The sequence below is a fragment of the Paraflavitalea soli genome (assembly GCF_003555545.1).
Lineage (GTDB): Bacteria > Bacteroidota > Bacteroidia > Chitinophagales > Chitinophagaceae > Paraflavitalea > Paraflavitalea soli.
In genome coordinates this window covers 7,460,843-7,485,922 of sequence record NZ_CP032157.1, presented here as the reverse complement: position 1 = coordinate 7,485,922, position 25,080 = coordinate 7,460,843, and the positions used below count along the sequence as shown (strand labels likewise).

The 25,080-nt window shown below is 45.7% G+C and carries 21 protein-coding genes and 1 tRNA gene; 12 read left to right on the top strand and 10 right to left on the bottom strand.

Annotation, left to right across the window (positions count from 1 at the left end):
* Positions 1 to 5: 5 nt before the first annotated feature.
* A tRNA-Pro gene (locus tag D3H65_RS28860) sits at positions 6 to 79 on the top strand.
* Between the two features lie 369 nt (positions 80 to 448).
* Here the strand turns inward: D3H65_RS28860 and D3H65_RS28855 are convergent.
* Complete coding sequence (locus D3H65_RS28855; RefSeq protein ID WP_162915868.1) at positions 449 to 1,678, bottom strand: hypothetical protein; 1,230 nt, start codon at positions 1,676 to 1,678, stop codon at positions 449 to 451.
* Between the two features lie 301 nt (positions 1,679 to 1,979).
* On the opposite strand from D3H65_RS28855, the gene D3H65_RS28850 reads away from it, so the two are divergent.
* Entirely contained in the window at positions 1,980 to 2,759 is a 780-nt protein-coding gene (locus D3H65_RS28850; RefSeq protein WP_119053623.1) for a DoxX family protein, read from the top strand.
* A gap of 165 nt (positions 2,760 to 2,924) precedes the next feature.
* On the opposite strand, the gene D3H65_RS28845 is transcribed toward D3H65_RS28850, so the two are convergent.
* Positions 2,925 to 4,004 (bottom strand): serine hydrolase domain-containing protein, encoded by a 1,080-nt coding sequence (locus D3H65_RS28845; protein WP_119053622.1) that lies wholly within the window; start codon positions 4,002 to 4,004, stop codon positions 2,925 to 2,927.
* 72 nt (positions 4,005 to 4,076) lie between these two features.
* Entirely contained in the window at positions 4,077 to 4,517 is a 441-nt protein-coding gene (locus tag D3H65_RS28840; protein ID WP_119053621.1) for an SRPBCC domain-containing protein, read from the bottom strand.
* A 221-nt stretch (positions 4,518 to 4,738) separates the two neighbouring features.
* Between D3H65_RS28840 and D3H65_RS28835 the strand changes: the two genes are divergently transcribed.
* The 3 genes from D3H65_RS28835 to D3H65_RS28825 all read left to right on the top strand — a co-directional run bounded on the left by D3H65_RS28835 (position 4,739) and on the right by D3H65_RS28825 (position 8,441).
* A complete protein-coding gene (locus tag D3H65_RS28835) occupies positions 4,739 to 5,713 on the top strand; it encodes a helix-turn-helix domain-containing protein (protein WP_119053620.1) in 975 nt (324 codons plus the stop codon).
* Between the two features lie 123 nt (positions 5,714 to 5,836).
* A complete protein-coding gene (locus D3H65_RS28830) occupies positions 5,837 to 6,379 on the top strand; it encodes a GNAT family N-acetyltransferase (protein ID WP_119053619.1) in 543 nt (180 codons plus the stop codon).
* Between the two features lie 118 nt (positions 6,380 to 6,497).
* Complete coding sequence (locus tag D3H65_RS28825; RefSeq protein WP_119053618.1) at positions 6,498 to 8,441, top strand: T9SS type A sorting domain-containing protein; 1,944 nt, start codon at positions 6,498 to 6,500, stop codon at positions 8,439 to 8,441.
* 64 nt (positions 8,442 to 8,505) lie between these two features.
* Here the strand turns inward: D3H65_RS28825 and D3H65_RS28820 are convergent, their stop codons facing one another.
* Entirely contained in the window at positions 8,506 to 9,699 is a 1,194-nt protein-coding gene (locus D3H65_RS28820) for a serine hydrolase domain-containing protein (protein ID WP_119053617.1), read from the bottom strand.
* Between the two features lie 110 nt (positions 9,700 to 9,809).
* On the opposite strand from D3H65_RS28820, the gene D3H65_RS28815 reads away from it, so the two are divergent.
* Complete coding sequence (locus D3H65_RS28815; protein ID WP_119053616.1) at positions 9,810 to 10,241, top strand: DoxX family protein; 432 nt, start codon at positions 9,810 to 9,812, stop codon at positions 10,239 to 10,241.
* 6 nt (positions 10,242 to 10,247) lie between these two features.
* Here the strand turns inward: D3H65_RS28815 and D3H65_RS28810 are convergent, their stop codons facing one another.
* The 3 genes from D3H65_RS28810 to D3H65_RS28800 are packed head-to-tail and all read right to left on the bottom strand — an operon-like array spanning position 10,248 to position 12,593.
* Entirely contained in the window at positions 10,248 to 10,733 is a 486-nt protein-coding gene (locus D3H65_RS28810) for a hypothetical protein (RefSeq protein WP_119053615.1), read from the bottom strand.
* Between the two features lie 40 nt (positions 10,734 to 10,773).
* Positions 10,774 to 11,535 (bottom strand): outer membrane beta-barrel protein, encoded by a 762-nt coding sequence (locus D3H65_RS28805; protein WP_162915867.1) that lies wholly within the window; start codon positions 11,533 to 11,535, stop codon positions 10,774 to 10,776.
* An 8-nt stretch (positions 11,536 to 11,543) separates the two neighbouring features.
* Positions 11,544 to 12,593, bottom strand: a complete 1,050-nt coding sequence (locus D3H65_RS28800) for a PCMD domain-containing protein (RefSeq protein WP_162915866.1) — start codon at positions 12,591 to 12,593, stop codon at positions 11,544 to 11,546.
* Between the two features lie 134 nt (positions 12,594 to 12,727).
* On the opposite strand from D3H65_RS28800, the gene D3H65_RS28795 reads away from it, so the two are divergent.
* Positions 12,728 to 13,930, top strand: coding sequence for an alpha/beta hydrolase family protein (locus D3H65_RS28795; protein ID WP_119053612.1), 1,203 nt, complete (start codon positions 12,728 to 12,730; stop codon positions 13,928 to 13,930).
* A 100-nt stretch (positions 13,931 to 14,030) separates the two neighbouring features.
* Here the strand turns inward: D3H65_RS28795 and dnaA are convergent, their stop codons facing one another.
* Positions 14,031 to 15,464, bottom strand: coding sequence for a chromosomal replication initiator protein DnaA (gene dnaA / locus D3H65_RS28790; protein WP_119053611.1), 1,434 nt, complete (start codon positions 15,462 to 15,464; stop codon positions 14,031 to 14,033).
* A 939-nt stretch (positions 15,465 to 16,403) separates the two neighbouring features.
* Between dnaA and D3H65_RS28785 the strand changes: the two genes are divergently transcribed.
* From D3H65_RS28785 to D3H65_RS28765, 5 genes are all read left to right on the top strand, one after another.
* Positions 16,404 to 17,990, top strand: coding sequence for an NAD(P)/FAD-dependent oxidoreductase (locus tag D3H65_RS28785; RefSeq protein WP_119053610.1), 1,587 nt, complete (start codon positions 16,404 to 16,406; stop codon positions 17,988 to 17,990).
* A 103-nt stretch (positions 17,991 to 18,093) separates the two neighbouring features.
* Complete coding sequence (locus D3H65_RS28780; RefSeq protein ID WP_119053609.1) at positions 18,094 to 19,032, top strand: ABC transporter ATP-binding protein; 939 nt, start codon at positions 18,094 to 18,096, stop codon at positions 19,030 to 19,032.
* Between the two features lie 9 nt (positions 19,033 to 19,041).
* Entirely contained in the window at positions 19,042 to 20,355 is a 1,314-nt protein-coding gene (locus D3H65_RS28775) for an ABC transporter permease (protein ID WP_119053608.1), read from the top strand.
* A 240-nt stretch (positions 20,356 to 20,595) separates the two neighbouring features.
* Positions 20,596 to 21,945: a M20/M25/M40 family metallo-hydrolase gene (locus tag D3H65_RS28770; RefSeq protein WP_119053607.1), complete on the top strand. Its 1,350-nt coding sequence runs from the start codon at positions 20,596 to 20,598 to the stop codon at positions 21,943 to 21,945.
* A 196-nt stretch (positions 21,946 to 22,141) separates the two neighbouring features.
* The gene (locus tag D3H65_RS28765; protein WP_162915865.1) at positions 22,142 to 22,939 is read left to right on the top strand and encodes a hypothetical protein; all 798 of its coding nucleotides are present in this window, start codon (positions 22,142 to 22,144) and stop codon (positions 22,937 to 22,939) included.
* A gap of 379 nt (positions 22,940 to 23,318) precedes the next feature.
* Here the strand turns inward: D3H65_RS28765 and D3H65_RS28760 are convergent, their stop codons facing one another.
* Positions 23,319 to 23,741, bottom strand: coding sequence for a carboxypeptidase-like regulatory domain-containing protein (locus D3H65_RS28760; protein ID WP_119053605.1), 423 nt, complete (start codon positions 23,739 to 23,741; stop codon positions 23,319 to 23,321).
* Positions 23,742 to 23,916: 175 nt separating this feature from the next.
* The gene (locus D3H65_RS28755) at positions 23,917 to 24,915 is read right to left on the bottom strand and encodes a sugar phosphate nucleotidyltransferase (RefSeq protein ID WP_119053604.1); all 999 of its coding nucleotides are present in this window, start codon (positions 24,913 to 24,915) and stop codon (positions 23,917 to 23,919) included.
* Positions 24,916 to 25,080 lie beyond the last annotated feature (165 nt).

The window sequence follows — 25,080 nt, the reverse complement described above, 5'->3', positions numbered from 1 at the left end:
ACAATCGGGAAGTAGCGCAGGCCGGTAGCGCACCTGGTTTGGGACCAGGGGGTCGCAGGTTCGAATCCTGTCTTCCCGACTTTTAAAAAGCAGTTTCTTTGGAAGCTGCTTTTTTGTTTTACAGCAGTCACAGGCCTTCGATAGCGCATCCCGACCTTGGGGTCGGGAGAGTCGCAGGTTCGAATCCTGTCTTCCCGACATTTAAAAAGCAGTTTCTTTGGAAGCTGCTTTTTTGTTTTACAGCATGCAGCAGTCACAGGCCTTCGATAGCGCATCCCGACCTTGGGGTCGGGAGAGTCGCAGGTTCGAATCCTGCCTTCCCGACGAAAAGAGGCGATTTCGTAAGAAGTCGCCTCTTTCATTTTAAATATACCCCACACTATCTACTTCTACTTTAATTTTTTCACCAGACCAACTACTTAATTTGCAAGAAACATCTTAGCCTTCCTTATTGACCTTTATATACATTTTTCCCATCTGGCCCGGCTAATTCAATGTTATCCACTTCACATAATCCATTTGAAATAAAAGCAAAGCCTGAAATGTATTTGATACGATCGAAGCTGGGCGCAGAAAAAGCAGCTTTATTATTTATATATATTGTGACAATATTGTTTGTTGAAACAATTTCCACATCCGTCCATTGGTTCACATCAAATGTCAATGCTGTCAGATCTGTTTCATTTCCCTTTATTTCCTGGCTAAGTATTAAGGAAGCTTTGTTAGCACACCCCTTTTTAGTCGATTTCATCTGGATGAAATAGCCCTGGCAAAATAATTCAATGGTAATGTAAGGACACCAGCTATTCCTTACTTCATTCATTCGTACCCTCGTCTTTAACCTGAAATTATTTGATTTCACCGTCATTGAATCTGGGAAATAGGTGTAATGGTATAATTTGTCTTTGGTGATATCTATATTGTTTTCCTTTAACTGTTGCACAGATAACCCTAATACCCCATTGTTGATATACTTATCTGTCTTTATATATTCAGGTATATAATTGGCAATATTATCTATAGCATAGAAAAACCACCCATCTGTTGGTATATGCACATCCATTGTCTTAATAATGGAATCGTTAGCTATCAGTTTGGCGATATGATAGCCCGGTTCGTAGTATATATCTGTAATGGTATACTTATTTTTATAAATCCTTCTCCTCCTGTTTTTATCCCATGACTGCTGAATAAAAAAACTATCTGCGTGTACCTGGTCAATATCATACTTAAATATTACGGTATTGGGCATATCGTTACGGGTGCTTTTCTGGCAGGAAAATTTAGCTTTCTCAGCATTCGAAATGCTTGCCGGCCTTGATTCAAATAGAAAAAAAACAAGGATCAACACTACTACGAGCAAAGAAGCGGCAAAATAAAGCAGCTTCCTTTTAAAGAACCTGGATCCCTCCTTTCTGGCAACGGAAGGGGGAATATCAAACTCTGGCTTTATGACGGTAGCCCTGGAAGCTTTAAAATCCTGCCAGGTTTTGTAATCAAAGTAATTGGCAATTGCGTTAAGGGTGGCCACCTGAGGAAGCCGGCTAAAATCTCCAAGTGCAAGTCTTTTTATTGTGGTACCGCTAATCAGTATACCCGATTTCTTTTCGATTTCAGATGAGATATAGTCAAAGTCTCGTTGGGTCATTTGGCCGGTATGGGCATAGCCACTTTTCATAAAAACTTCCAGAATAACATCCTTTACCAGGTCACGTTCATTCATGATAACAGATATAGATAATAAAATTAATTCATATTATAAGTAGCTCTAAGTTCTGAGACCAGGGCTAAAGTTGCTCACCTGCGCTGCCTATCCAACTTAGCCAAAATCCTGCATCATCGTTGTACAAATTCAAATTTGTTTGTTTTTGTAGGCTTTTGTCGGGCTTTTAGTTTGCGGCACTCCTCTCCAAATGGTTACTTGCCATGTATTTATGCTCAGCCTTCGCAAACCTTTTTCAAATTAAAATATTCAAATCGTGAAGTATTTATTAGCCACCGGTCGTATATTTTTCGGTATTTGTATAGCATGTATTGGCGTCCTGCATTTCTTATATCCCGGTATCCGCCCTATCATTTTACCTAATTTAACGAATATACCTTCCGGACTATATTGGATTGTATACGTGACGGCTGTACTGTTAATTATAACTGGTCTGCTGATCATTATGGGTAAAAGGTTTCAAATCCTGTCCTTGATAATGGGGGTGGTCTTTTTAGCATTATTTCTGTTTGCACACTTACCAGTATTTTTATCTGCCGGCCCTCAAAACACTGATCTTTGGATAAACCTGAATAAAGTACTGGCATTGAGCGGAGGCTTTCTCTTGATCTCGACAATCAATGCTCCCAGGCCTGAAAACAGGTTTTTGACCACTCTTTCCAAGCTTAGTCCAATTGGCCCCTACTTATTCGCAATCATGCTATATAATTTTTCGGTGGCACATATAGCGAGTATGAATGGATTAAGTACGCTGGTTCCGAAATATATCCCATTTCCCAAATTCTGGACATTTATCGGGGGTATTGCCTTGATGGGGTCAGCTATCTCCATTTTTACCAGGTATAAAACGGAAGAAATAAGTCTTCTGCTAGCAGCAGTATTATTTATTTGGCTACTGTCACTTCACCTTTATTATGCTGTCCGGTTTCCGAAATGGAAAGAAGGGGAAAATTTTATTGGGGTGATCACCTGCCTGGCATTTTGTGGGATAGCGTTGGTCATTTCCCAAAGAAAGCCTGACAATACGCCCGGTTAGGATTCAAAAACTTATATGGCTTTATATCACTCAATATTACCAGGTTGCATTCTATTTGACACTAAAAAGATCATTACTGCGGTTGTTTGTTTGCTGCTGTATGGGAATGCATTGCTCTCTGCTACAATTAATGCGGCGGCATTTATGGGCATGTCCGGGAACTAATCAGGTTCCAGGCGGATTTCCAAACAAGAGCTCCTCAAACTGCTTAGTGAGGGCTTCCACATCCACTGATCCAAAGTTGGTCATGATGATAATGGTGTATTGCTGTTTGGGATAATACTCATTCATCGTATGCCATGCGGAGCTACGCCCCAAATGGCCAATACTTGAATAACCATCTTTCACAGTCGTGATCCAGCCATAACCAAAATAGCAACAGTCCCAGGGATGGGTATGCCTGCCGATCATTTGCGACAGGTAATTCCTGTTCAACAGTTTTTCTGAAAAGACAGCTTTGTCGAATTTGTACAGATCAGTTACGCTGGTCCAATCGCCGCCTGCGGAAAGCGGGATAAAGCCATTGTCGTAGTCATAGGCTTTTCTTTGGTAGCCGGAATCAGACTTAGTATATCCAATGGCATACTGTCTTTGTGACTCTTTCAAAGTATAGTAAGGGGTAAAACTTGTGTTTTGCAGACCAAGGGGACGGATAAACAATTGGGTGATGTAATCCTGGTAACTCCTGCCCGTCACTTTTTCTATGATAGCCCCCAGGACGATCAGGTTACCGGATGAATACTGACAACTATCGCCCGGATTATACAATAAGGGTAATGTGCGCATAAAGGGCATGACATCTGTACAATTTTTGACCTGATGGTAGTCAAAACCCCTGGCATTATTAAAATAGTCGAGACCGGAAGTATGTGTCAATAACTGGTGGATGGTGATCTTGTCTCCGCCGGGTAGACCTTTAATATACTTTCCAACGGTGTCGGTAAATTGCAGTTTTCCCTGTTGCGCCAGGGAAGTAATGGCAGTACCTGTAAAAACATTGGAAGCAGTAGATATATCAAACCTTGTACGGGGTGTATTTTTTACTTTGTTCTCCCGATCTGAATAGCCATAGCCCTTGGCCAATAATACACCGGTACTATCTGCGATGAGCACCGCCCCTGAAAACAGGTCGCGGTTTGTCATGGCTGATAATAAACTATCAATTTGCGTCACCTGCTTTGTTTGCGCTACAACTTGCAGGCAGGCAATAACAAGTGGAATGATGGAGAAGGCTATTTTTTTCATATTGACAGGTTACCACTTATCAAATGTACTGGTATTGACAATAACAATATGGTTGTCCTGAAACCCATTTCGTTAAATTTCCGCGCCCGCTTCCCCGACTTGTGATTCAGTATAGCGCCTGAAGTTTTCCAGTACCCCTGCACAAAAATCTTGCTGGAGCTGTGCAGACAGTCCCTCCACGGGATCAAAAGTTTCGGTGATGGTAGTGCCCGAGGCTGTTTGGGTAAACAGGTTCACGGTTTGCCTTCCGTCGGTAAGGGTATAGCTGATCAATTGATGGATCTCTACTTCATCGTATGCCCCCTCAAAATCAAAACCTTCGGTGCCGTCCTTTGCTTCCATTACATACAGAAACCTGCCACCAGGTCGCAGATCGTTCTCCACCCTGGAAGTTTTCCATTCTGCCGAAGGCTGGTTCCATTGAAGAATATGACGGGGGGCTGTCCAACATGTCCAAACGGTTTCGATGGGAGCCTGTATGGAAACCTCTACAGTGATTGCATTATTTTTCATACGACAAAACTAACCGCATCAAACTTAGAATAAGCAGGTCTAATGGCGCATAAATAGGGGGTAATTGCGTCAAAAACCTGTTCCCGGGACAAAACAGGGGGAAGGACACTCCTACCCGGAAAGAAGGTTTCACACTTTGTAAGGGAGCCAGCGGCCATACACAACGCAGATGCAGTATCTTGCCCTGGGTTCCAGCTTCTGTATACGTTTAATCATACATTATGCCGCTACAGTTCAATAGTATTCAACAGCAAACCACCTTTTACCGCAACCCCATTTCGGATATTGACCTCAATTCCAAAGAACTGGTGGAGAGCAAGGAGATGATCAGCCTTGAAAAGGCGCGTATCACTTTTCAGAACTGGTGTTTCGACGGGTTTCGCCTGGCCTATAATGAACTCGCGCAACAGCAGGAAACCAGTTATGCCATCCGCAATGATATTGATGCAGTGAAGATCTATTTTAACAGGCAAGGACATTCCCATATCAGGTATGAACAGCTGTCGAAAAGCTTTTCGATAAGAGGCGGCCAATACAATATGCTTTATACAGATGAACTGGATAGCCGCCTGTCGCATATTGACAACCAATCGGTCATGTTCTCGCTGCAGATCACCCGGGAATGCTTCCTGAACCTCGTAGGGGAAGGAGGCATCACGCTCGATCCATTTACCAATAAGGTAGCCGGCAAGCAGCCGGCCCTGTTTGCCAGTGAATGGCTACCGATCAATGCGGCTATCGAAAGATGTATTGACGATATCATGTTGTGTCCATTTGCCGGGGAGATGAAAAAGCTTTACCTGCGGTCGAAGGCGGTAGAACTGTTTATATTATTTGTGCAGGCCAGTTCCCGCAGGTCCAGCACCAAGACCCCTGTTGTGAAAAGTACTGCAGACCGGGAGAAGCTTTATTTTGCCAGGGATTACCTCACCAGCCACTATGCAGACCCGGTGTCGCTTGCAGCGCTGTCGAAAGTTACAGGGCTCAATGCATTTAAGCTCAAGAACGGGTTTCGGGAACTGTTTGACACTTCGGTCATGGATTTTCTGATCAACTACCGGCTGGAACAAGCCCGGGAATTATTAATGAACACCAGCAAGAACATCAGTGAAATTGCTTATGAAACGGGCTATTCTTCTCCCTCCTACTTCAGTAAAGCATTTAAAAAGAAGTATGGGGTCAGCCCTAAGAACTGATGCTCTCCCGGTAATTGCGGTATACTCCCGATTTTACACGTTTTTATCCTGATCTTACCAGTCATACCGGTAGTCCTGCTGCAGCTTTGCGGCATCATTTACAAAGTTCATTCTATCCAGCCCATGCGTGAAGAGAATACGACTACCGATCAATCCATTTATATCAGGAAGGCCAGCGCCGAAGATATTCCGTCGCTGTGTACCATGGCAGGCAAGGCATTCCAGACTGCCTATACCGGTAAAATGCCAGAAGAAGACCTGTTGGCTTATGTCACCAAGGCGTTCAGCCAGGAGCAGGTACTTGCTGAATGGCAGGATGCCGGAAATACTTTTCTATTAGCGTTTTATGGCCAGGAACTGGCCGGGTATGCCAAGATAAACACCAACCCAAGGCCGGAACGGCAGGAAACAGCTCAGTACATTGAACTGGAAAGATTGTACCTGCTGACCCCATTCCAGGGCAGGCAGATCGGAACGGTATTGATGGAACACTGTGTCCGGCGCGCCACCGGCCTTGGTTATGCAGCACTATGGCTCAACGTTTGGGAACAGAATACAGCCGCCATTAAATTCTACCAGCGATGGCATTTTGAGCTTATCGACTGGACGATCATGATGCGGGGCAATGATCCGCAAAAAGGCTTGTGGATGAGAAAATGGCTGTAGCGCATAGGCCAGCCGGGCAGTAGGGGGTCGAAAGGGTAAAATCACTTAATAAATAGCAAGAAGGAGAAACCAGGGAGTAAAATAATATGCGTTAGTTGTAGGACTAAAATAATCGCATATGAAAAAAATTGTACGATCCCGTTCCTGCGCCAACCTTGCTACGCACAGGAGCTTTTCTATGAAAGGCCTGGTAAGGCTGGTACTGGCCGGCACACTGCTCACCTCCTGCCTGTCTACCGCCCAGGCACAGCTTGGCAATGGCTGGAAATCCTACTCGCCTACCAAGAAGGTACACCTCGATGATGCAGACGGTTTACAGATCTTCAATTATACTACTTACAAATCGGTATGTGATCCTATCTGTGCTGATTACCGGTATGACGCAGATACGGATACCGAAACTTTCCGCATCCTGACCACCAAATCAAACCGTTCGGAGATCCGGCTGCAAAATGATTACTCTACGGGCAGCCGGCAGTTTGAAGGGTACGTGACCTTCAATGCCCCGCTGAACGATGAAAGCCTGATGCAGATATTCGGCAGTGTGGAAGGCGCCACCCAAATGATGATCCGCGGCTATGCGGCAGAAGGCGGTTCCATGCGTGGTGCCGGGCAAACGCTGGCCACCAATATTTATGGCAGGGAAGTAAAAGTAAATGTGATCCACATGCAGGAAGATGTAGGCAATAAGATACAGATCTACATCAATGATACCTTGCGTGCCGAGATACCAGATAATGAACCTGTGTCCAATTATCACAAATATGGTAATTATGGTACCATGAAAACAGGTGAGGCGGTAGTTAAATGGAGGCAGGCCCGCTTCTTCAGGGATGGCGTTCCTCCAGGGGAAGTACCTCCTCCTGTTAATACCAATTCATTTGATATTACTGATAATGGCGGGATCATCACAGCACAGTTTGCCAATACCAGCAAACCTTCGGAGAATTTCCCCAGCCTGATCGACAACAGCAGCAGTACGAAATACTACCAGAGTGGTAAAAAAGCATTGTGGGTACAATATGAATCCAAAGCTCCTGCAGTGGTCGTGAAATATACCCTCACCTCTGCCAACGATGTACCGGAACGTGACCCGAAAGACTGGTCCTTATTAGCTTCCAATAATGGCACCAATTGGGATACATTGGACACGAAGAGTGGTGAATTGTTTGCCAGTCGCCGTCTGAAAAGGACTTTCCTGTTAGACAGCAATATTACACGCTATATTTATTACAGGCTCGATATTACGGCCAATAACGGGCAGACAGGCACCCAGTTTGCCGAATGGGAATTAATTGAAAAGCGCTTTCAGGTAGTAACATTAGATTCTATTCCTGATAAGACTTTTGGAGACGGACCTTTTGAGTTGACAGCAGGCAGCAGTGCGGAACTACCGGTAACTTTTGAGGTGGTCAGCGGACCTGCCACTATCAACGATAATGCAGTGAGCCTTACAGGCGGTGGCCTGGTAACGATCAGGGCCAGTCAGGCAGGTAATGAGCAATATTTCCCCGCCAGTACAGAACGGACTTTCACGGTAGCCAGGGCAGCTCAAACACTTACGTTTGCTACCATCACGGACCAACTAAGGAGTGCTTCGGTACTCCTGAATGGCATGGCTTCTTCCGGATTGCCCGTACAATATATCGTGACTGAAGGACCTGCTTATGTGCAGGGAGACACGCTTCGGTTCAACGGTGAAGGAAAGGTAACGGTGAAGGCGGTGCAGGAAGGCAACGAAAATTACTTGCCAGCCAATACCATTACACAAAGCTTTATGGTGTATGGCACGGAAAATAAAACAGGTGACTTCCGGCTGGTCATTGCGCCCAACCCCACCAAAGGGCCTTTAAGTGCGATCATCATCAATAAAAAGAGGGATAAACAGTACAATTTTTATTTGTACGACTTCAATGGCCGGTTAATACAAACCTGTGTTATTGCAAAGAACAGTGTTGTCAGCATTGTTCATTTCAACCTGGCCCAGGAACCTAATGGGCAGTATTATTTGCAAGTGACCAATGGAATAGAAAACCTGGTAAGGATCATTATCAAACAATAATTGTTACCGGTCAATTACTGAAAAGAGCGAAGCACTTAGGTGTTTCGCTCTTTTTAGTTAAGGCCTATTTATTGGGCAAGGCTTCCAGTATTTTACCAATCATATCGCCCATGGACCTGTTCTCTATCCACCGCACGACTGCTACCAGCTCATGCTCCGGGTCTACGTAAATAAAATTGGTGCCATTGCCAATGTGAATGAAGGAAGAGACAGGCGCTTTGGCAGCCATCTTATGATCGGTGTTGAGGAACCAGTTCATGTATCCATAAGTAGTGTTGGCCGTAGTGGGTGTAAGGGCCTGCTTTACCCATTGCTCCGATAGTAGTTGTGTACCGTTCCAGTTGCCTTTGTGCAGGGTGAGCAATCCAAAGCGCGCCATATCGTAGGCATTGATGTACATGCCGCCACCCCAGTGACCACCACCACTTACCGATTGTACGGGCACACCATCCAATACGATCCAGGAATTGTGGTAGCCCATCCATCGCCAGGTATTCGAAGCACCAATGGGGTCCATGATCAGGTTCTTAAGTACCTGTGGCAAAGGCTGGCGCCACACGCTGGTAGCTGCCAGGGCCAGGGCATTTACCCGCACATCATTGTACTTCCATACTGTACCGGGCACATTCCGGGGACGTGTACGCCAGGTATTGAAATTCCCCTCGGGCCGGTCGGCCCAATCGGGCTTGCCCCATAAAGTTCCTTCCCAGTCGCTGGTCTGACGCAACATCACCTCCCAGGTAAGGGTGCGGTTATGAGCAGAAGCAAAAGGGGTGATAATCTCCGATGCCCCACCGGGATGGTATACTTCAATAGGAGGTATATAGCCCGCTACTGTGTCGTTCACGTTTTTTATAAGGCCGCGGTCAACGGCAAGTCCCACTACGGATGATAAGAAACTTTTGGTAACGCTATTGGTAATATCTACCCGCTCCGGCTGGCCCCATTCGGCTACGATGTATCCTTTGTAAACAATCACCCCACCCGGATCGGCCCGGTCTACCAGGGCGCCCACGGGGTCACTGTAAGGCTCTTTGCCAAAGGATTGTACTTGTGCCGAATCCATATTGCGTGATTGCCTGGATTCATTGCGCCGGGCAAAGGCGATGGCGGAATCAATCTTCAGGGGATCGAGGCCAAAAGAAACAGGGCTACGGTGCTCCCAGCCCGTGCGGGGAGGAAAATAAGATTTGGGTGCTTTTTGTGCGTGGCTTGCAGCAGCACTCAGCAGCAGGCAAAAAAAGAACAAGTGTTTCATAGGTTTAAAAATAGGCCAATTGCAGAAGGAAGCAAAACCTATCCGCGGATAATCGACCTGTCACAGGAATCACCCCTGCCCTGTCTTATAGGTATATAAATTATTGAACAATGAACAGCAAAAAAATAAGAAGAGAGAAGATCATCTATTGGACAGCCACCGGCATCATTGGGGCTGTCATGACATTCAGCATTATTAGTTTTACCTTCTTTGATGGTTATACCTATCCGGAAGGCGCTTTCACGCACCTGCATTTACCCGCTTACTTCAAAGCAGAGCTGACCATTGCCAAAGTATTGGGCGTACTCATATTGCTGCTACCGGGTATTCCAGGGAAAATAAAGGAGTACGCGTATGTTGGTTTTGGCATTACGCTGGTATCAGCCATCATTGCTCATGCCGCTGTAGGTGATGGCATCATGTATATAATTGACCCTTTGTTGTTCCTGGGTGTATTGATCCTGTCGTATATCTATTTTACCAGGCTGCAAGGATATAAGCATTCCATCGGCTCGAATATTGAAGTATTGTTATCAAAGTAGGTCCGCCTATTTTACACGTACATACTTTTCAATATTGATCCTGTTGACGCCTAAGTTTTCAATTTTCTCTACGCCTTGCTGGGTGAGGGTATCGCCCTGCAGGGTAAGCACAAAATGGAAGTCATTGCCTTCCCATTGCCTGGCAGTACAATACTGCAGGTGTTCAGTATAAAGACTATCGGTAAGGGTATAGCTACCTCCGCCGGAAGAATAGATGGCGGCTGAATCCTTTCCTTTACTGAGATCGTGGTGCAGAAATGCAAAATGAGATCCGTTGAGTATCTTGATAAACTCCTGGCCCCTGGTATAATCAGTTACTGTGGTATCGCCTTTTTCAATAAGGGTACCGGAAAGGAGCTTCCAGGTGCCTGTGACAGGAAGGGCGGCTGTTTTGGGAACATCGGGTTTAACTTCAGTTTGACAAGCAACCAGGATAGTAGTAGCCAGGATAAATCCGGCACATTTCGATATGGCAGTATAGTGTAGGTTCATGGCCTAATATACAATGCTGCTGTCGATTAAAAAAACACTGTCACAGATGATAGGTTACCCCAAGGGTAGCGAAAATATTATAGAGGGGAAAATCCATACCCTTAAAAGTGGAAGGGAAGATAGGGCGTAATCCCCAGCTGAGCTGAGCACTGAGGGAAAGCTTATGGCTGATGCGGTATTCACCGGCGCCATAGAGACCGATATCAAATGAGTTGACGTCTTCGCCAAAATCGAAAGTGGCAAAATCGATATTTACTTTTTCGCCGGTAGGGCCGCCATTGCGGATATAGCCATCAGATACATTGCCTTCAAAATCGGAGCTGAATAACCAGGCCATATAAAAACCAAGTTTTGCCCGCCACTGGTTGTTGAACCGGTACACTGCGTATATGGGTACGGATATGTAAGCGTTACTTACCCGCGTTTCATTTTTACCGGAGAAGGTACCAGTAAATTCGTTGGTCTGGTCGCCATCTTTCACAGCAATGATGGTATGGAAATAGATAACCTCGCTCCTGGTGCCCATTCCTTTAAAATCAAGTTTGAAGGCGGCGCCTATGCCCCATTTTTCAGGCAGGTAATAAATATATTCAAAACCCAGGGAAGGGCTTACGCGCGGCCAATACCCGTTGATCTTCCGGATGGTATTCGGAAAAGAGGTGGGCGCGGCAGCACCAATATTCAATCCTCCCAGGATATTGCTTTCGCCTTTGCGCATGTGTTGAATACTATCACGCTGAAGTTGTCCATGTGCTATCACAGCAAAAATCATAAGGAGGTAAAACAATCCAATTCTTTTCATACAATGCATTAATGGATGATGTTGAGGCTATCTACCACCAGTCTGCTGCCAATAGCACCCCGGTAATTATCGCCATATTGACTGGATGATACCACGATGGCCAGCATGTGTTTGCCCGTGAGGGGAAGGGATGAATTATATTCAAATGGCAGGTCGAAGCGGGTAAACTGGGGATGATCATCGGTAGTCTTTAGTTTTGCTACTGCCACAATACGATCAGAAGTATTGATATTGGTGGCATCCAGGCTGGTATTGCCTTTGAAAAATACGGCATAGATGGAACAGGAATCACGCACACCGGGCAATATATTGCCTGCCTTGTCCTGAAAATTGGGGCCGGCTACGTATTTGAAATAACCGGTAAAACGGAGGGGCTTGCCCACGAAGGGCTGTCCGAATTGAGTAGCTTTCAAGGGCTCTACCAGGGCATTGGTAGAGTTGAATGTACCGGTGAAGAGGGAGCCTGCAAACAGTTTAATGCCCACCAACCCCGAAAGAGCCGTGCCTTTGAGGGTTACCAATTCAGCCGCTTTGTCGCCAAACCTTTTATCGGTAGTGGAGCGGGTAGGATAAGCAGCGGGGTCTTTGGCTACGCCAGATAATGCCACACCGGGATTGCCGGAGGTCCAGAGTGTGCTGCCATCTTCTTCGAGTGGATAATCGTATTTGTCCTTATCCTGTATGGCCCAGTGCTCAAAATCAAATTTCCAGGCGCCAATAGAGGCCAGCTCTACCTTATAGGTCTTGGTGTTAGCGCCATCTTCCGACCTCACCACATACCTGACTGTATCGTCATCAAAATGGATGGAATCACCGGAAGCGGGTTGTATAGCAGCGCCGGTAGTAGTGGTGATAACGGGTGCTATGCCACTGTTGTAGGCTTTATCAGTAAGGTTCAGCACTATTCTGCCGTTGACCTGGTCGATAAACACATCACTCAACAGCAATTGCTTGTTTACTGTGAAGGTTTCAATATCGGCCTCCGGATTCAGGGGAGGGGCTTTGATACAGGAAGAGCAGGCGAGGATAAAAGATCCGGCTACAAGTTGTCGATACATCCGCATAACAGTTTATGTTGTGAGGTGAAAAGTATCGGTTGCCAGTTCAGGGGAATACTTAGCATACTAAGTTCAGCTTTTTTTCTCCATTATCACTGCTTTTGCGCCTAAATTAGGTGCCTTATATTATATACATGACCATTCGTATTGCAGCCATTGTGTTTCTTACAAGCATTATTTACCTGCCAGCGCAAAGTCAGATCAAGGGCACGTTATGGGATGTACCGGCTATTTATAAAACACCTGCGTATGAGACGATCAGCAGCGATTCGGCCATCGGCATTGTATATACCGGGTTGAATTATCGGGATACTACGCAGCGGGTATTTGCATATTACGCCACACCCGGCACGCTCAGTGGCAACAGGGAGGGCGACCATCACCTGCCAGCTGTGGTATTGGTGCATGGTGGTGGTGGAACCGCTTTTAGGGAGTGGGCTATCCTGTGGGCAAAGAAGGGATATGCCGCTATTGCGATGGACCTGCGGGGAAATGGTCCTGGCAGGGTGCACCTGGAGAATGGCTTTGTGGAGCCGGGTGGAAAAACACCTTATTTCACCATCACGCCATCGCTGGAGGACCAGTGGATGTACCAGGCCGTGGCGGATGTAATACTTGCACACAATCTGCTGCGGAGCATGCCGGAGGTAGACAGTAACCGTACGGCCATTACCGGCATTAGCTGGGGAGGCATCATTACTTCGTTGATGGCAGGCGTAGATGATCGTTACAAAGCGGCGGTGCCGGTATATGGATGCGGATATCTGTATGAGAACAGCGCCATGAAAAAAGAACTGGACCTGCTTGCTACTGCAGACAGACAAACCTGGGTACAACAATACGATCCATCACAGTATATCGGAAAAGCAGGGATGCCGGTATTATTTGTGAATGGCACGAATGATGGACACTTCTACCTGGACAGCTATGCCAAAACCTATCAGTTGGTCAGGAGCAGGAACCTGAGTATAAAAGTGGGACTTAAACACAACCATCGGTATGGTTGGGAAAATGAAGAGGTTGCCGGCTTCATCAACAGTTACCTGAATCATACTCCCCCTTTGGCCATCATCAAAAAGATAGCTATCAAAAAAAACAGGGTTATAGCGTCGGTACAATCCAGCGTGCCTCTTTCCGCTGCGGCCTTACATTATACGACCGACACGGCAGCCTTACTGAAAGATAAACAGTGGCAAACGGTGAAAGTAACAGTAGACAAACAAATGATCCAATCTCCCCTGCCGCCTGCGGGTACGCTGTTATGGTTCCTGACTGTTATCGATGAGCGGGGTATGCAAACATCCAGTGAGATCCAATTTCAGCCGCTCCGGCAATAACAGGTCTATTGAAGTAATGTTTGTCCAACCCAGTCTCAAAATGGGATAAAAAAATCCCGCTCACCAGGAGCGGGATCGTAATAAGCAATTAATGTTGTTATCACATGGCGGCAAGCTGAACTTTCTGCTGTAATTCCATGACGCTTTCGCGGAAGGTGCTGTCAGTATCCATCAGATCTTTTACAGTCTGGCAGGAGTGGATGACCGTGGTATGGTCACGACCGCCAAAATGCTCACCTATCGTTTTCAGGGAATTTTTAGTAAATGCTTTGGCAAGATACATAGTGATCTGTCTTGCCTGTACAATTTCCCGTTTCCGGGTCTTTTGCAGCAATTTGTCGTATGATACATCGAAGTATTCACAGACCATTTTCTGTATAGTTTCGATGGTGATTTCTTTGCTACTTGTTTTCACAAAATTACGGAGTACGCGTTTAGCAAGATCAAGGTCAATTTCCCGCTTATTTAGCGAAGATTGTGCCAATAATGAGATCAGCGCCCCCTCCAGCTCGCGTACATTGCTATTGATATTATAGGCCAGGTATTTCACTACTTCACGTGGCATTTCGAGGCCATCGTTCTTCATTTTCCTGTCCAGAATCTCTATACGTGTTTCATAATCAGGTACCTGCAGGTCGGCACTCAGTCCCCAGCGAAAACGGCTCAGCAAACGTTCCTGTACACCTTCCAGGTCTTTGGGAGGCTTATCGGAGGTAAGAATAAGCTGTTTGCCGCTTTGGTGCAGGTGGTTGAAGATGGCAAAGAAGGCATCCTGTGACTTTTCGGCCCGGTTGAAGAATTGTACGTCATCGATGATCAATACATCTACCAGCTGGTAAAAATGGATAAAATCATTGATGGCGTTATTGCGGCTATGGTCCTGAAACTGGTTGATGAATTTCTCAGAACTTACATACAATACTACTTTATTGGCATGCAGGCGTTTAACATCATTTCCGATGGCCTGGGCGAGGTGGGTTTTACCTAAACCGACACCACCATATATAACTAATGGATTGAAGGAGCTGGCGCCTGGCTTTTCGCCTACGGTTTTACCGGCACGGCGGGCTACGCGGTTGCTATCGCCTTCTACGAAGTTTTCGAAAGTATATATAGGATTCAGCTGCGGATCGATCTGCATCTTCTTCAAACCCGGAATTACAAACGGGTTTTTGACGGGATTGTGTATGATCAGCGGAAAATCCATTTCATTGCTGGAATAAGTTTTATAACCATGTGTGGGGATATCCATTGTCAATGGCTTGTTGTTGTGATTACCACTATCCACCATGATGCGATACTCCAGCTGCGCTTCTTTGCCCAATACCCTACGCAAAGTCTTTGCCAACAAATTCACATAATGCTCTTCAAGGTATTCATAAAAGAATTGGCTGGGAACCTGTATCACCAACACATTACCTTTAATCTCTACAGGCTTAATCGGCTCGAACCATGTTTTGAAATGTTGCCACTCAACGATGTCCTTTATTATCTCCAAACAATTTATCCAAACTTTATCAAAAGACTTTGTCATTATGCTAACAGCAGTTTATTATGTTGAGTTAAGATTATTCTGAACTAATCATGCCGCCTTGAACCGTGTTTTTCTATGGATGTTGGATATTGCTATACTTCCAAAAAAAGTTATGCAGGGGGGCGAATATCAAAATTTTTTACTGAATAAAAAATTTTTTATTACTTGTTTTTTCGATCCCACATACAGATGTTACTTCTGCAAATTTGCTGCCTGTATTTTTTAAGAAGAATATGTTTATTTACAACTGTTCACCATGTTATACAACATACCTGTACCACAATCAGTTCTTAGGGTTTTAATCATTTTTTACTACAGATGAATTGCATCAAAACAAAGTGAACAGATAAAACAAGTAAGTGGTGCGAACTTATTTTATCAGACTACATCCATCAATACTTTTTGCTACTGGCGATACAAGGTTTTAATAACCGGCTACTATCGCCGGTAATAGGTTGAGTCGGCCACTGAATAAATTTACTACACTGTGCTACTAATGATCTCCGGGTGGTTTTGCAGGAATTCCTCATGAAGAAAGAAAAGGACGCCATATGGAATAAAAACGCTTTCTTCATATATAAGCTGTGATGCTATTGAAGATACAAATAATTTAATACGGACCGCATATTGTACCAACTTTTTTTACGCCTCCTTTTCAAAATATATATTTTGTCAGTTAAGCCCCGGATACCGGAAAAAAAGTTAACTTATTAACTGCCCTTTTCCGGGTATAAATACGCGCTGTTTTGCTGCTTTTCCCAACATAACTAAGCTTGATCCGGTTGTTCAGTAATCATATCTATAGGCTGTTACAGTAGTAATGTTTCTATAATTTTTAGAGAGTAGCTTATTATATATAGCTATTTTTGCACGACAGCCACATGGCTGTTATTTGTCAATTTTGTAATCACCGGATTTTTAGGTTAACTGCCTAACATCATGCAACAACAATGTACACTCAAAGTGCTGCCAGCCGAAGCAGCCTCTGCCTCCAAAGTGCAGCAATATGCGGCCTCCCATTTTGGCATTCCCCCCACAGCCATCACAGGTTATCATGTACTGAAGCAATCGATTGATGCCCGGAGTAAACAGCCCTGGATCCAGTTAACGATACGCGTATTTATCAACGAACCTTTCCAGGAAAGGGCGGTTCAGCAACTGGTACTAAAAGATGTGTCTAAAGCTCCCCACAAAGTGATCATTGTGGGCGCCGGCCCTGCAGGTCTTTTTGCCGCCCTTAAGCTCATTGAACAGGGTATTCAGCCTGTTTTGCTGGAACGCGGTAAAGATGTGCGCTCCCGCCGCCGTGACCTGGCCTTATTAAACAAAGAAGGTGTTATCAACCCGGAAAGCAACTATTGCTTTGGGGAAGGCGGTGCAGGCACCTACAGCGATGGTAAACTGTATACCCGCAGTACCAAGCGGGGTGATGTAAACCGTATCCTGAATATCCTGGTACAGTTTGGTGCAGAAGAAAAGATATTGTATGAGGCCCATCCCCATGTAGGCACCAACAAGCTACCGCAGATCATTACTGCTATCCGCGATAAAATAGCAGACTGTGGCGGCCTGTTTCTCTTCGAGAAAAAGGTGACTGATCTTATCATAACCGACAACCTGGTAAAAGGGGTTAAAACTGCCGACGGCGACAGCTTTGAAGGAGCTGCCGTGATCCTGGCCACCGGCCATTCGGCCAGGGATATCTTTGTGCTGCTACACCAAAAGAAGATACTGATAGAAGCCAAGCCTTTTGCGTTGGGTGTACGCATTGAACACCCGCAAACTTTGATCGATAGTATACAATACCATTGCACCACCCGCGATGCCTTTTTGCCACCTGCCTCTTACAGTCTGGTACAGCAGGTAGAAGCCCGTGGCGTATTTTCTTTTTGTATGTGCCCCGGAGGCATCATTGCGCCAGCTGCTACTGACGCCGGGGAACTAGTGGTAAATGGGTGGTCTCCATCCAAACGGAATAACCCTTTTGCCAATTCAGGTATGGTAGCTTCCGTAGAAATGCAGGATATTGCAGCTGCAGGTAAGAAAAAAGGAGCATCCCCCCTGCTGGATGCGCAAAACCCCTTATCGGCTATGTACTTCCAGCAGGCAGTAGAGAAAAAGGCCTATGAATATGGTGGAGGGAGGTTTGTAGCCCCCGCCCAACGGATGGCTGATTTTGTGCAGCAAAAGGTATCTGCCAACCTCCCCGATTGTTCTTACCTGCCGGGCCTTCAGGCTGCCCCGCTCAATGAGGTATTGCCTGGTTTCATTCACTACGCGCTGAAAAACGCTTTCCAGGAGTTTGGCAAAAAGATGAAGGGGTATTATACCAATGAAGCGGTAGTAGTAGCTACAGAGTCCAGGACTTCTTCTCCGGTGCGTATTCCCCGGGACCCGCACACCCTCCAGCATCCGCAAATAAGCCGCCTGTATCCCTGTGCCGAAGGAGCTGGCTATGCCGGCGGCATTGTAAGCGCCGCCATGGATGGAGAACGGGTAGTGGAGGAAATTGTTAAGGTATTATAACAAAAAAACAGGGTTTCTGTAATATATCGGCCTTTTTGGCTACTAAAGACCAGTTTGATTATCTTTCTGGCCATTGGCCCGTTCCAACTAAAAACCGTAATACATGAATATACTGGAGGTACAAAACCTTAAGAAGTATTATGCTACGCAAAAAGCCGTAGACGATATCAGCTTCACCCTTACCCCGGGCAGCATCTTTGGTTTATTGGGGCCTAATGGCGCCGGTAAGACCACCCTTATCCGCATGCTCACGGGCATTACCTATCCCGACGAAGGACAGATCATTTTTAATGGCCGTCCTTTTGATCCCGTCAACGACATCCTGAAGATCGGCTATATGCCCGAAGAAAGGGGCCTGTATAAAAAGATGAAGATCGGCGATCAGGCACTCTACCTCGCCCGCCTGAAAGGGCTGAGCAAGCTGGAAGCCATGGAAAAGGTGAGGGATTGGTTTATGCGCTTCGAAATGCAGAGCTGGTGGAATAAAAAGGTGGAAGACCTGAGTAAAGGGATGAGCCAGAAACTTCAATTTGTAACCACGGTATTACATGAACCCAAACTGATCATATTGGATGAGCCTTTCAGCGGCCTGGACCCGGTTAATGCCAACCTGATCAAAGATGAGATCTTCCGCCTGGCCAAAAATGGCGCCAGCATCATCTTCAGTACGCACCGCATGGAACAGGTTGAAGAGATCTGCGACCATATCATTCTCGTGAACAAAGGACAGAAAATATTGGACGGTACGGTAAAAGGGGTAAAACAGCAATTCAAGGAAAATTACTTTACAATAGGTTATGGTACAGCTACGGATAAACTTCCGGAAACAAACGGCAGTTATGACATCATTGCGAACAATGAATATGGTGTAGACCTGATCTTAAAAGAAGGGCACACGCCTAACCAGGTATTACAACATTTCATCAATGCAGGCATTCAGATCAACTCCTTCCAGGAACGACTGCCTTCCCTGAATGATATCTTTATCAGGCTGGTAGGGAATACTGCTACAGCCAGACAATTTCAAACCATAACCGCCTAAACTTATTATATGAATAAGACCTGGATTGTTGCTCAACGGGAATTTAGCAGCAGGGTGAAGAAAAAGACCTTCCTGCTCAGTACTATATTATTACCATTGGTCATCTTTGCCTTCTATGCCTTCATGATCTACTTTTCTGTGCAAGGGAATGATGACCTGAAAATAGCAGTGGCGGATAATGCCAATCTGTTCAATGGCAAGCTGGAAGCCAAGGGAGATGTAAACTTCAGCTTTGTAACGGATAAAGACACTGCCTCTCTCAACCGGCAAATAGAAAAGAAGGCCTTTAATGGTTATATTTTCATACCAGCCGGGTACAATGTATTATCAGCAGACACATTAAGCATTGTGTACGGTAAAACGATCGGTGTGATCAGCCAGGAGAGGATCAAATCGGCCATTAATAAACAACTGGAGCAAAAAAGATTGTTGGCGTTTCATATTACCCAGCAACAGCTGGACAGTGTACAGAACAGGGCCAAAATAGAATTCCAATCGGTGACCGGTAAAGGCAAAGGCGACAAATCCAAGTTTGCCGAAGCAGTAGGGTTTATATCCGGTTTCCTCATTTACATCGTACTGTTTATATATGGTACCATGGTGATGCGGGGTGTGATGGAAGAAAAGGTAAATCGCATTGCGGAAGTAATTGTAAGCAGTGTAAAACCATTCCAGTTGATGATGGGTAAGATCACCGGTATCGGCGCTGTAGGCCTGGTGCAATTCCTTATCTGGATCATTTTGGGAATCATTACGATGACCATCATTCCCCTGCTTATGCAAGGAGGCGATCCTGCTGCTGCACAAAATATTCCCGGAGGAGCTGGTGCTATGGCCACGGCCTCTCAAAACACCAGTGCCCTGGGTGCTGTAGTGGCAGGTATCAATTGGGCGCTGCTGCTGCCATGCTTCCTCTTCTACTTCCTGGGTGGATACCTGTTGTACTCCTCACTCTTTGCTGCTGTAGGCAGTGCGGTGAATGAAGATCCGCAGGATGCGCAAAGCTTAACACTGCCCATCATTATGCCCATCATCTTTGGTATCGTGATCATGACCAAGGCTGTGAATAATCCCTTCAGCGGACTTTCTGTATTCGGAAGCCTGTTTCCCCTCACCTCTCCCATTGTGATGATGGCCAGGATAGCGCACGGCATTCCCGATGGTGTAACTGTGTGGGAGTTGATATTGAGTATGGTATTCCTCATTGTAGGGTTTATAGGTACCACCTGGCTGGCCGGTAAAATTTACCGTACGGGTATCCTGATGTATGGTAAAAAGCCTACCTGGAAAGAGATGTGGAAATGGGCTTTTAGGAAAGCATAAGCCTAAAAAGGCAACGAGGCAAAAGGCATAAAGGCAACGAGTGTAAGAAATATGCTATATCATACAAGGGTGGGTCGCTGCTAAAGCGGCCCACCCTTTCTCTTAGCAGCCCCTGCTACTCCCTCGTTGCCTGGTTGCCCCGGTGCCTCATTGCCTTTTCGCCTTTTTGCCTCTTCCTGCAAGACACCCTATCCAATAACGTCTATATATCTTTACACATCACCTCAACTTTCATTGCTCATGAGAAAATGGTCATTTGTATTGTTATTGACTGTCTGCGGCAGCTCACTCTTTGCCCAAACCATTGTACAGCGTGATCCCGTCATCGAAAAAATGGTATCGGAAGTAAGTGCCGACAGCCTGAAAAGTTATATTACCCATATGGTGGCCTTTGGCACCCGCAATACGCTGAGTACACAAACAGATCCTAAGCGTGGTATCGGCGCTGCACGCTTATACGTATTGGGAAAATTCAATGAGTTTGCTAAAAAGTCAGGCGGCAGGCTTTCCGCTATCATAGACACTACTACGCTGGCACCCGATGGCCGGCGGGTAGACGCCCCTTTGGTATTGGGCAATGTGGTAGCCACCTTAAAAGGTACGGACCCCAAAGACAACAGGATATTTCTCATCAGCGGCCACCTGGACAATATGCGCACCAGTGTAATGGACCGTACGGGCGATGCACCCGGCGCCAATGATGATGCCAGTGGTGTAGCAGCGGTGATCGAATGCGCCCGCATTATGAGCCAGCGGAATTTCCCGGCCACGGTTATTTTTATTGCCGTGAGTGGGGAAGAACAGGGACTGCTGGGCGCCAAATTCATGGCGGATAAAAGCAGGAAGGACAGCCTGTACATTGAAGGGGTGCTCAACAACGATATCATGGGCAGCAACAACAGCAGCGAGACGAATATTGTCAACAACACCAAAATACGGGTGTTCAGTGAAGGATTACCCGCCTGGGAATTGGACAAAGCAGCCGTCAATATCCGCAACCTGGGACTGGAGAATGATGGCAAGGCGCGACAACTGGCCCGGTATGTAAAGGAAACGGGTGAACGCTATGTAGACAACCTGGAAGTGGTGTTGATCTATCGCAATGACCGTTTCCTGCGCGGTGGCGATCATACGCCCTATGTACAGAATGGATATGCAGCCGTACGCATTACGGAAATGAATGAGAACTATTATCACCAGCACCAGGATGTAAGGGTGGAAAATGGTATCCAGTATGGCGACCTGATCGAGTTCATGGACTTTGAATATCTCCGTAAGAATACGGCCATGAACCTGAGTAACCTGGCCAACCTGGCCAAATCTGCCGGCATGCCCCAGGAAGTGAAGATAGAAGTGCGCCGGCTCACCAACTATACTATATTGAATTGGAAAGCTCCCAAATATGGAAAACCGAAAGGTTACTATATCCTCATGCGGGAAACCAACTGGCCTTTCTGGCAGAAAAAGATCTATACCACGCAGACTGATATTCAACTGCCTTACTCCAAAGACAATTATTTCTTTGCCGTTCAATCCGTCAGTGAGGATGGCAACGAAAGCCTGCCGGTAGTACCGGGGGTAGGGAGGTAGGTCCGGGGGAGTCCGAAAGTCGGTAAAGTCGGAAAGACGGTAAAGTCCGCAAGTAGCTTCGATCAGGGAAGGTACTTGCGGACTTTTTTGTTAAAAAACTACCGCTCGGGATGTCGCCATGCAACAATTTACGAAATCAATCGTACATTTATACGAAGTGTATCGTATTTCATCACCTGACAAAACCTTTTATAGCATGAGACGCATTAAAAAGCATTTACACTGGGCAGTTCCAACATTGGGATTAACCGCAGTTATCGCCCTTGTAGCCTGGACAGGCAATCCCCAACAGTACACACAAGACAAGCCATCCAGCCAGGATACCGTTCCCGCCAAAAGAAATAAGTCGGTCCGGGAAAAGGATGAAAAAGACCTCGACAAAGAGATCCGCAAGCTGGAGGAAGCCAAAGAAAAGCTGCAGGAAGTAGATTGGGACGAGATCAAAAAAACCGTGGAATCGGCCCGGAAAAGCATTGACGCTGAGCAGTTGCAAAAGCAAATTGACCAGGCCCTGAAATCGGTCGACATGGACAAGATCAACCAACAGGTGCAGGAATCATTGAAAAGTATTGATTTTGATAAGCTGCAAAAGGAGATCAATGAATCGGTGAAGCAGTCCTTGTCCAGCCTGGATAAAGAAGACCTCAAAAAACATTTGGACGAGGCAAAGCGGGAAGTAGAAAAGGAATTGAACAATAAGGACTGGAAGAAGGAAATGGAAGACCTGAAAAAGGTGAACATGAAAGAGGTCCAGGAAGAAATGGAACGTGTTAAAGACGAGTTTAAAGACTACCAGGAAATGATCTACAGCATGGAAAAAGAAGGGTTATTGAGCACCAAAGGCGATTACAGCATCAAATACAAAGACGGCAACCTGACGGTCAACGGCAAAAAACAACCCCAGGAAGTGCTGGACCGCTATAAGAAATACTTTAGCCATGAAAAAGTCACTATCCGCAAAGAAGATGGCGACATGGACATTGATTTTGATTAAGAGTACCATTCTCATGTGACGTTAACGGGGCTGTTCTCAGCCCCGTTTTTTTGCCTTTAGCTGTGCCGGTATTCATACCTGATGGCCGGTATATTACGTGAAGATGGCAGGCAATGCCTTGATACTACTATAATCTATGGGTGATCTACGGATGGTCTATGGATAGTCTACGGGTGTGGTTCTCTGTATGTCCTCTATAATTCCTCTGTATCTCCTCTATAAGTCCTCTATAAGTATACCTATATTCATATTTTTAACATCTGTAACTATATGGTAAACATACAATTATTTATGCTCAATCAGCATAAAAGGCCCCAAAAAAAAAGCGGTTCCGCCAGGCGGAACCGCTTCAATATCTTGTGGTTATGTACGATCGGGATTATTCGCTGTCCATCATACGCAGCGGGTGAAACACATCGCTCTCATCATCGGCCCCTTCATTGCTGATATCAAAATTCAATTTGAGGGGGACGCCTTCTTTCAGTGTAACTCCTTCTTTTCTAAAAGTTTTATAGCCTTTTTTCTCCAGGATGATGATCAATTCACCTGCTGGCATCTGGGGAACTTTAAAATTACCGGCAGCGTCGGTAGTAAACAATTCCTTCTTGTCCTGGCCTTTGCCGGAAATGGAAATGGTTACACCCTGTACTGGTTTTTTGGTACCCGTTTCAGAAACAAGGCCGGAGATGGCCGGTTCAGGTTTTCCACGGTCATCACTGCCGTTATTGCCATTATTAGCTTTGGTTAACAAGGCAAGAGGAAGTATTGCCAGAAGCAACAAGATTTTTTTCTTTCCTCTCATAAATTAGCGTTTAAAAGGTTGGCAAAGGTTGATTGCTGCCACTCGTCACGGGAATCGGGAGCCTCATCCTCTATAAAGACACATACCTCACAAAGAATGTTGCACAATTCTTTAGAAAGTTAGTCATTCTTCTTCAGTTCCTGAAGCCGGTCATGTAAATTATATACCAATCTTATCAAGATTCCCCCAAATCGATCTCTGTATTGTCGCCGATGTTGAGGCTACGGCTTTCTCCCTTTACTTCCGTATCGCTGCCTATGAGGGAAGTGGTGAGTACAATATCGTACAGATCGGCAAAGGAGCCGATGATCGAGTCCTTGATAATGGAGTAATTAATGGTGGTTTTCTCTCCGATGGTCACGTTGGGGCCAATGATGGAGTTTTTGATATTACAACCTTTGGCAATACTTACGGGAGGTATGATGATGGTATTATCGAGGCTATGTTCGGGGGCAATGATGCCGCCAAATTTTTTGAGCAGGGTGGCATTCGATTCGAGCAGGGTTTCCTTCCGGCCACAGTCGAACCAGTTCTGCACCTTAAAGGGCTGGAATTTAGCTCCCTGGGTGATCATACATTCCAGGGCGTCGGTAATACTGAATTCGCCGCGGCTCATCACCTGGTTGCGGATATTGTTTTCCAGGCAGTTAAACAACAAAGCAGTCTCTTTGATGCGGTAGATGCCTACCAGGGCCATATTTGATTTAGGGATCTGCGGTTTTTCCACCACGCGGCTGATAAAGCCATCCTCGCCCATTTCAGCCACCCCGAAATTACGCGGGTCATCTACCCTTTTAACGCCCAGGGCCGATCCTGGCATATCCAGTACCTGCTGTACATCGTATTCGGCAATGGTATCGCCCAACACGATAAACATTTCATCATCGGCCACGATGTTGCGGGTAAGTGTGATCGCATGGCCAATACCATGGCGCTCGGTCTGAAATACAAAATGGGCCTGTAGTCCGGGATATTTTTCCTTTACGTAGTCCTGTATCTTCTCACCCAGGTAGCCTACAATAAAAATGAATTCATTGATACCGGCTTCTGTCAACTGATCAACAATTATACTCAGAATTGTTTTGCCTGCAAGAGGAATCAGTGCCTTGGGTTGTGTGTATGTATGGGGACGCAGCTTAGTGCCTGCACCAGCTACGGGGATGATCGCTTTCATTGAAAAACAACTAGTTTGTTTTTACCAAGCCGTGAAAATAGGAAAAATTATTCGTACGCCTATTTTTGACTGGATGTGATGCGACAATTGGCATTTTATTTTCACTTTCTGGCAAATTTTAAAACCTAATCTCTTTATCCCGTTAATTCGATTTGAACTACTTTT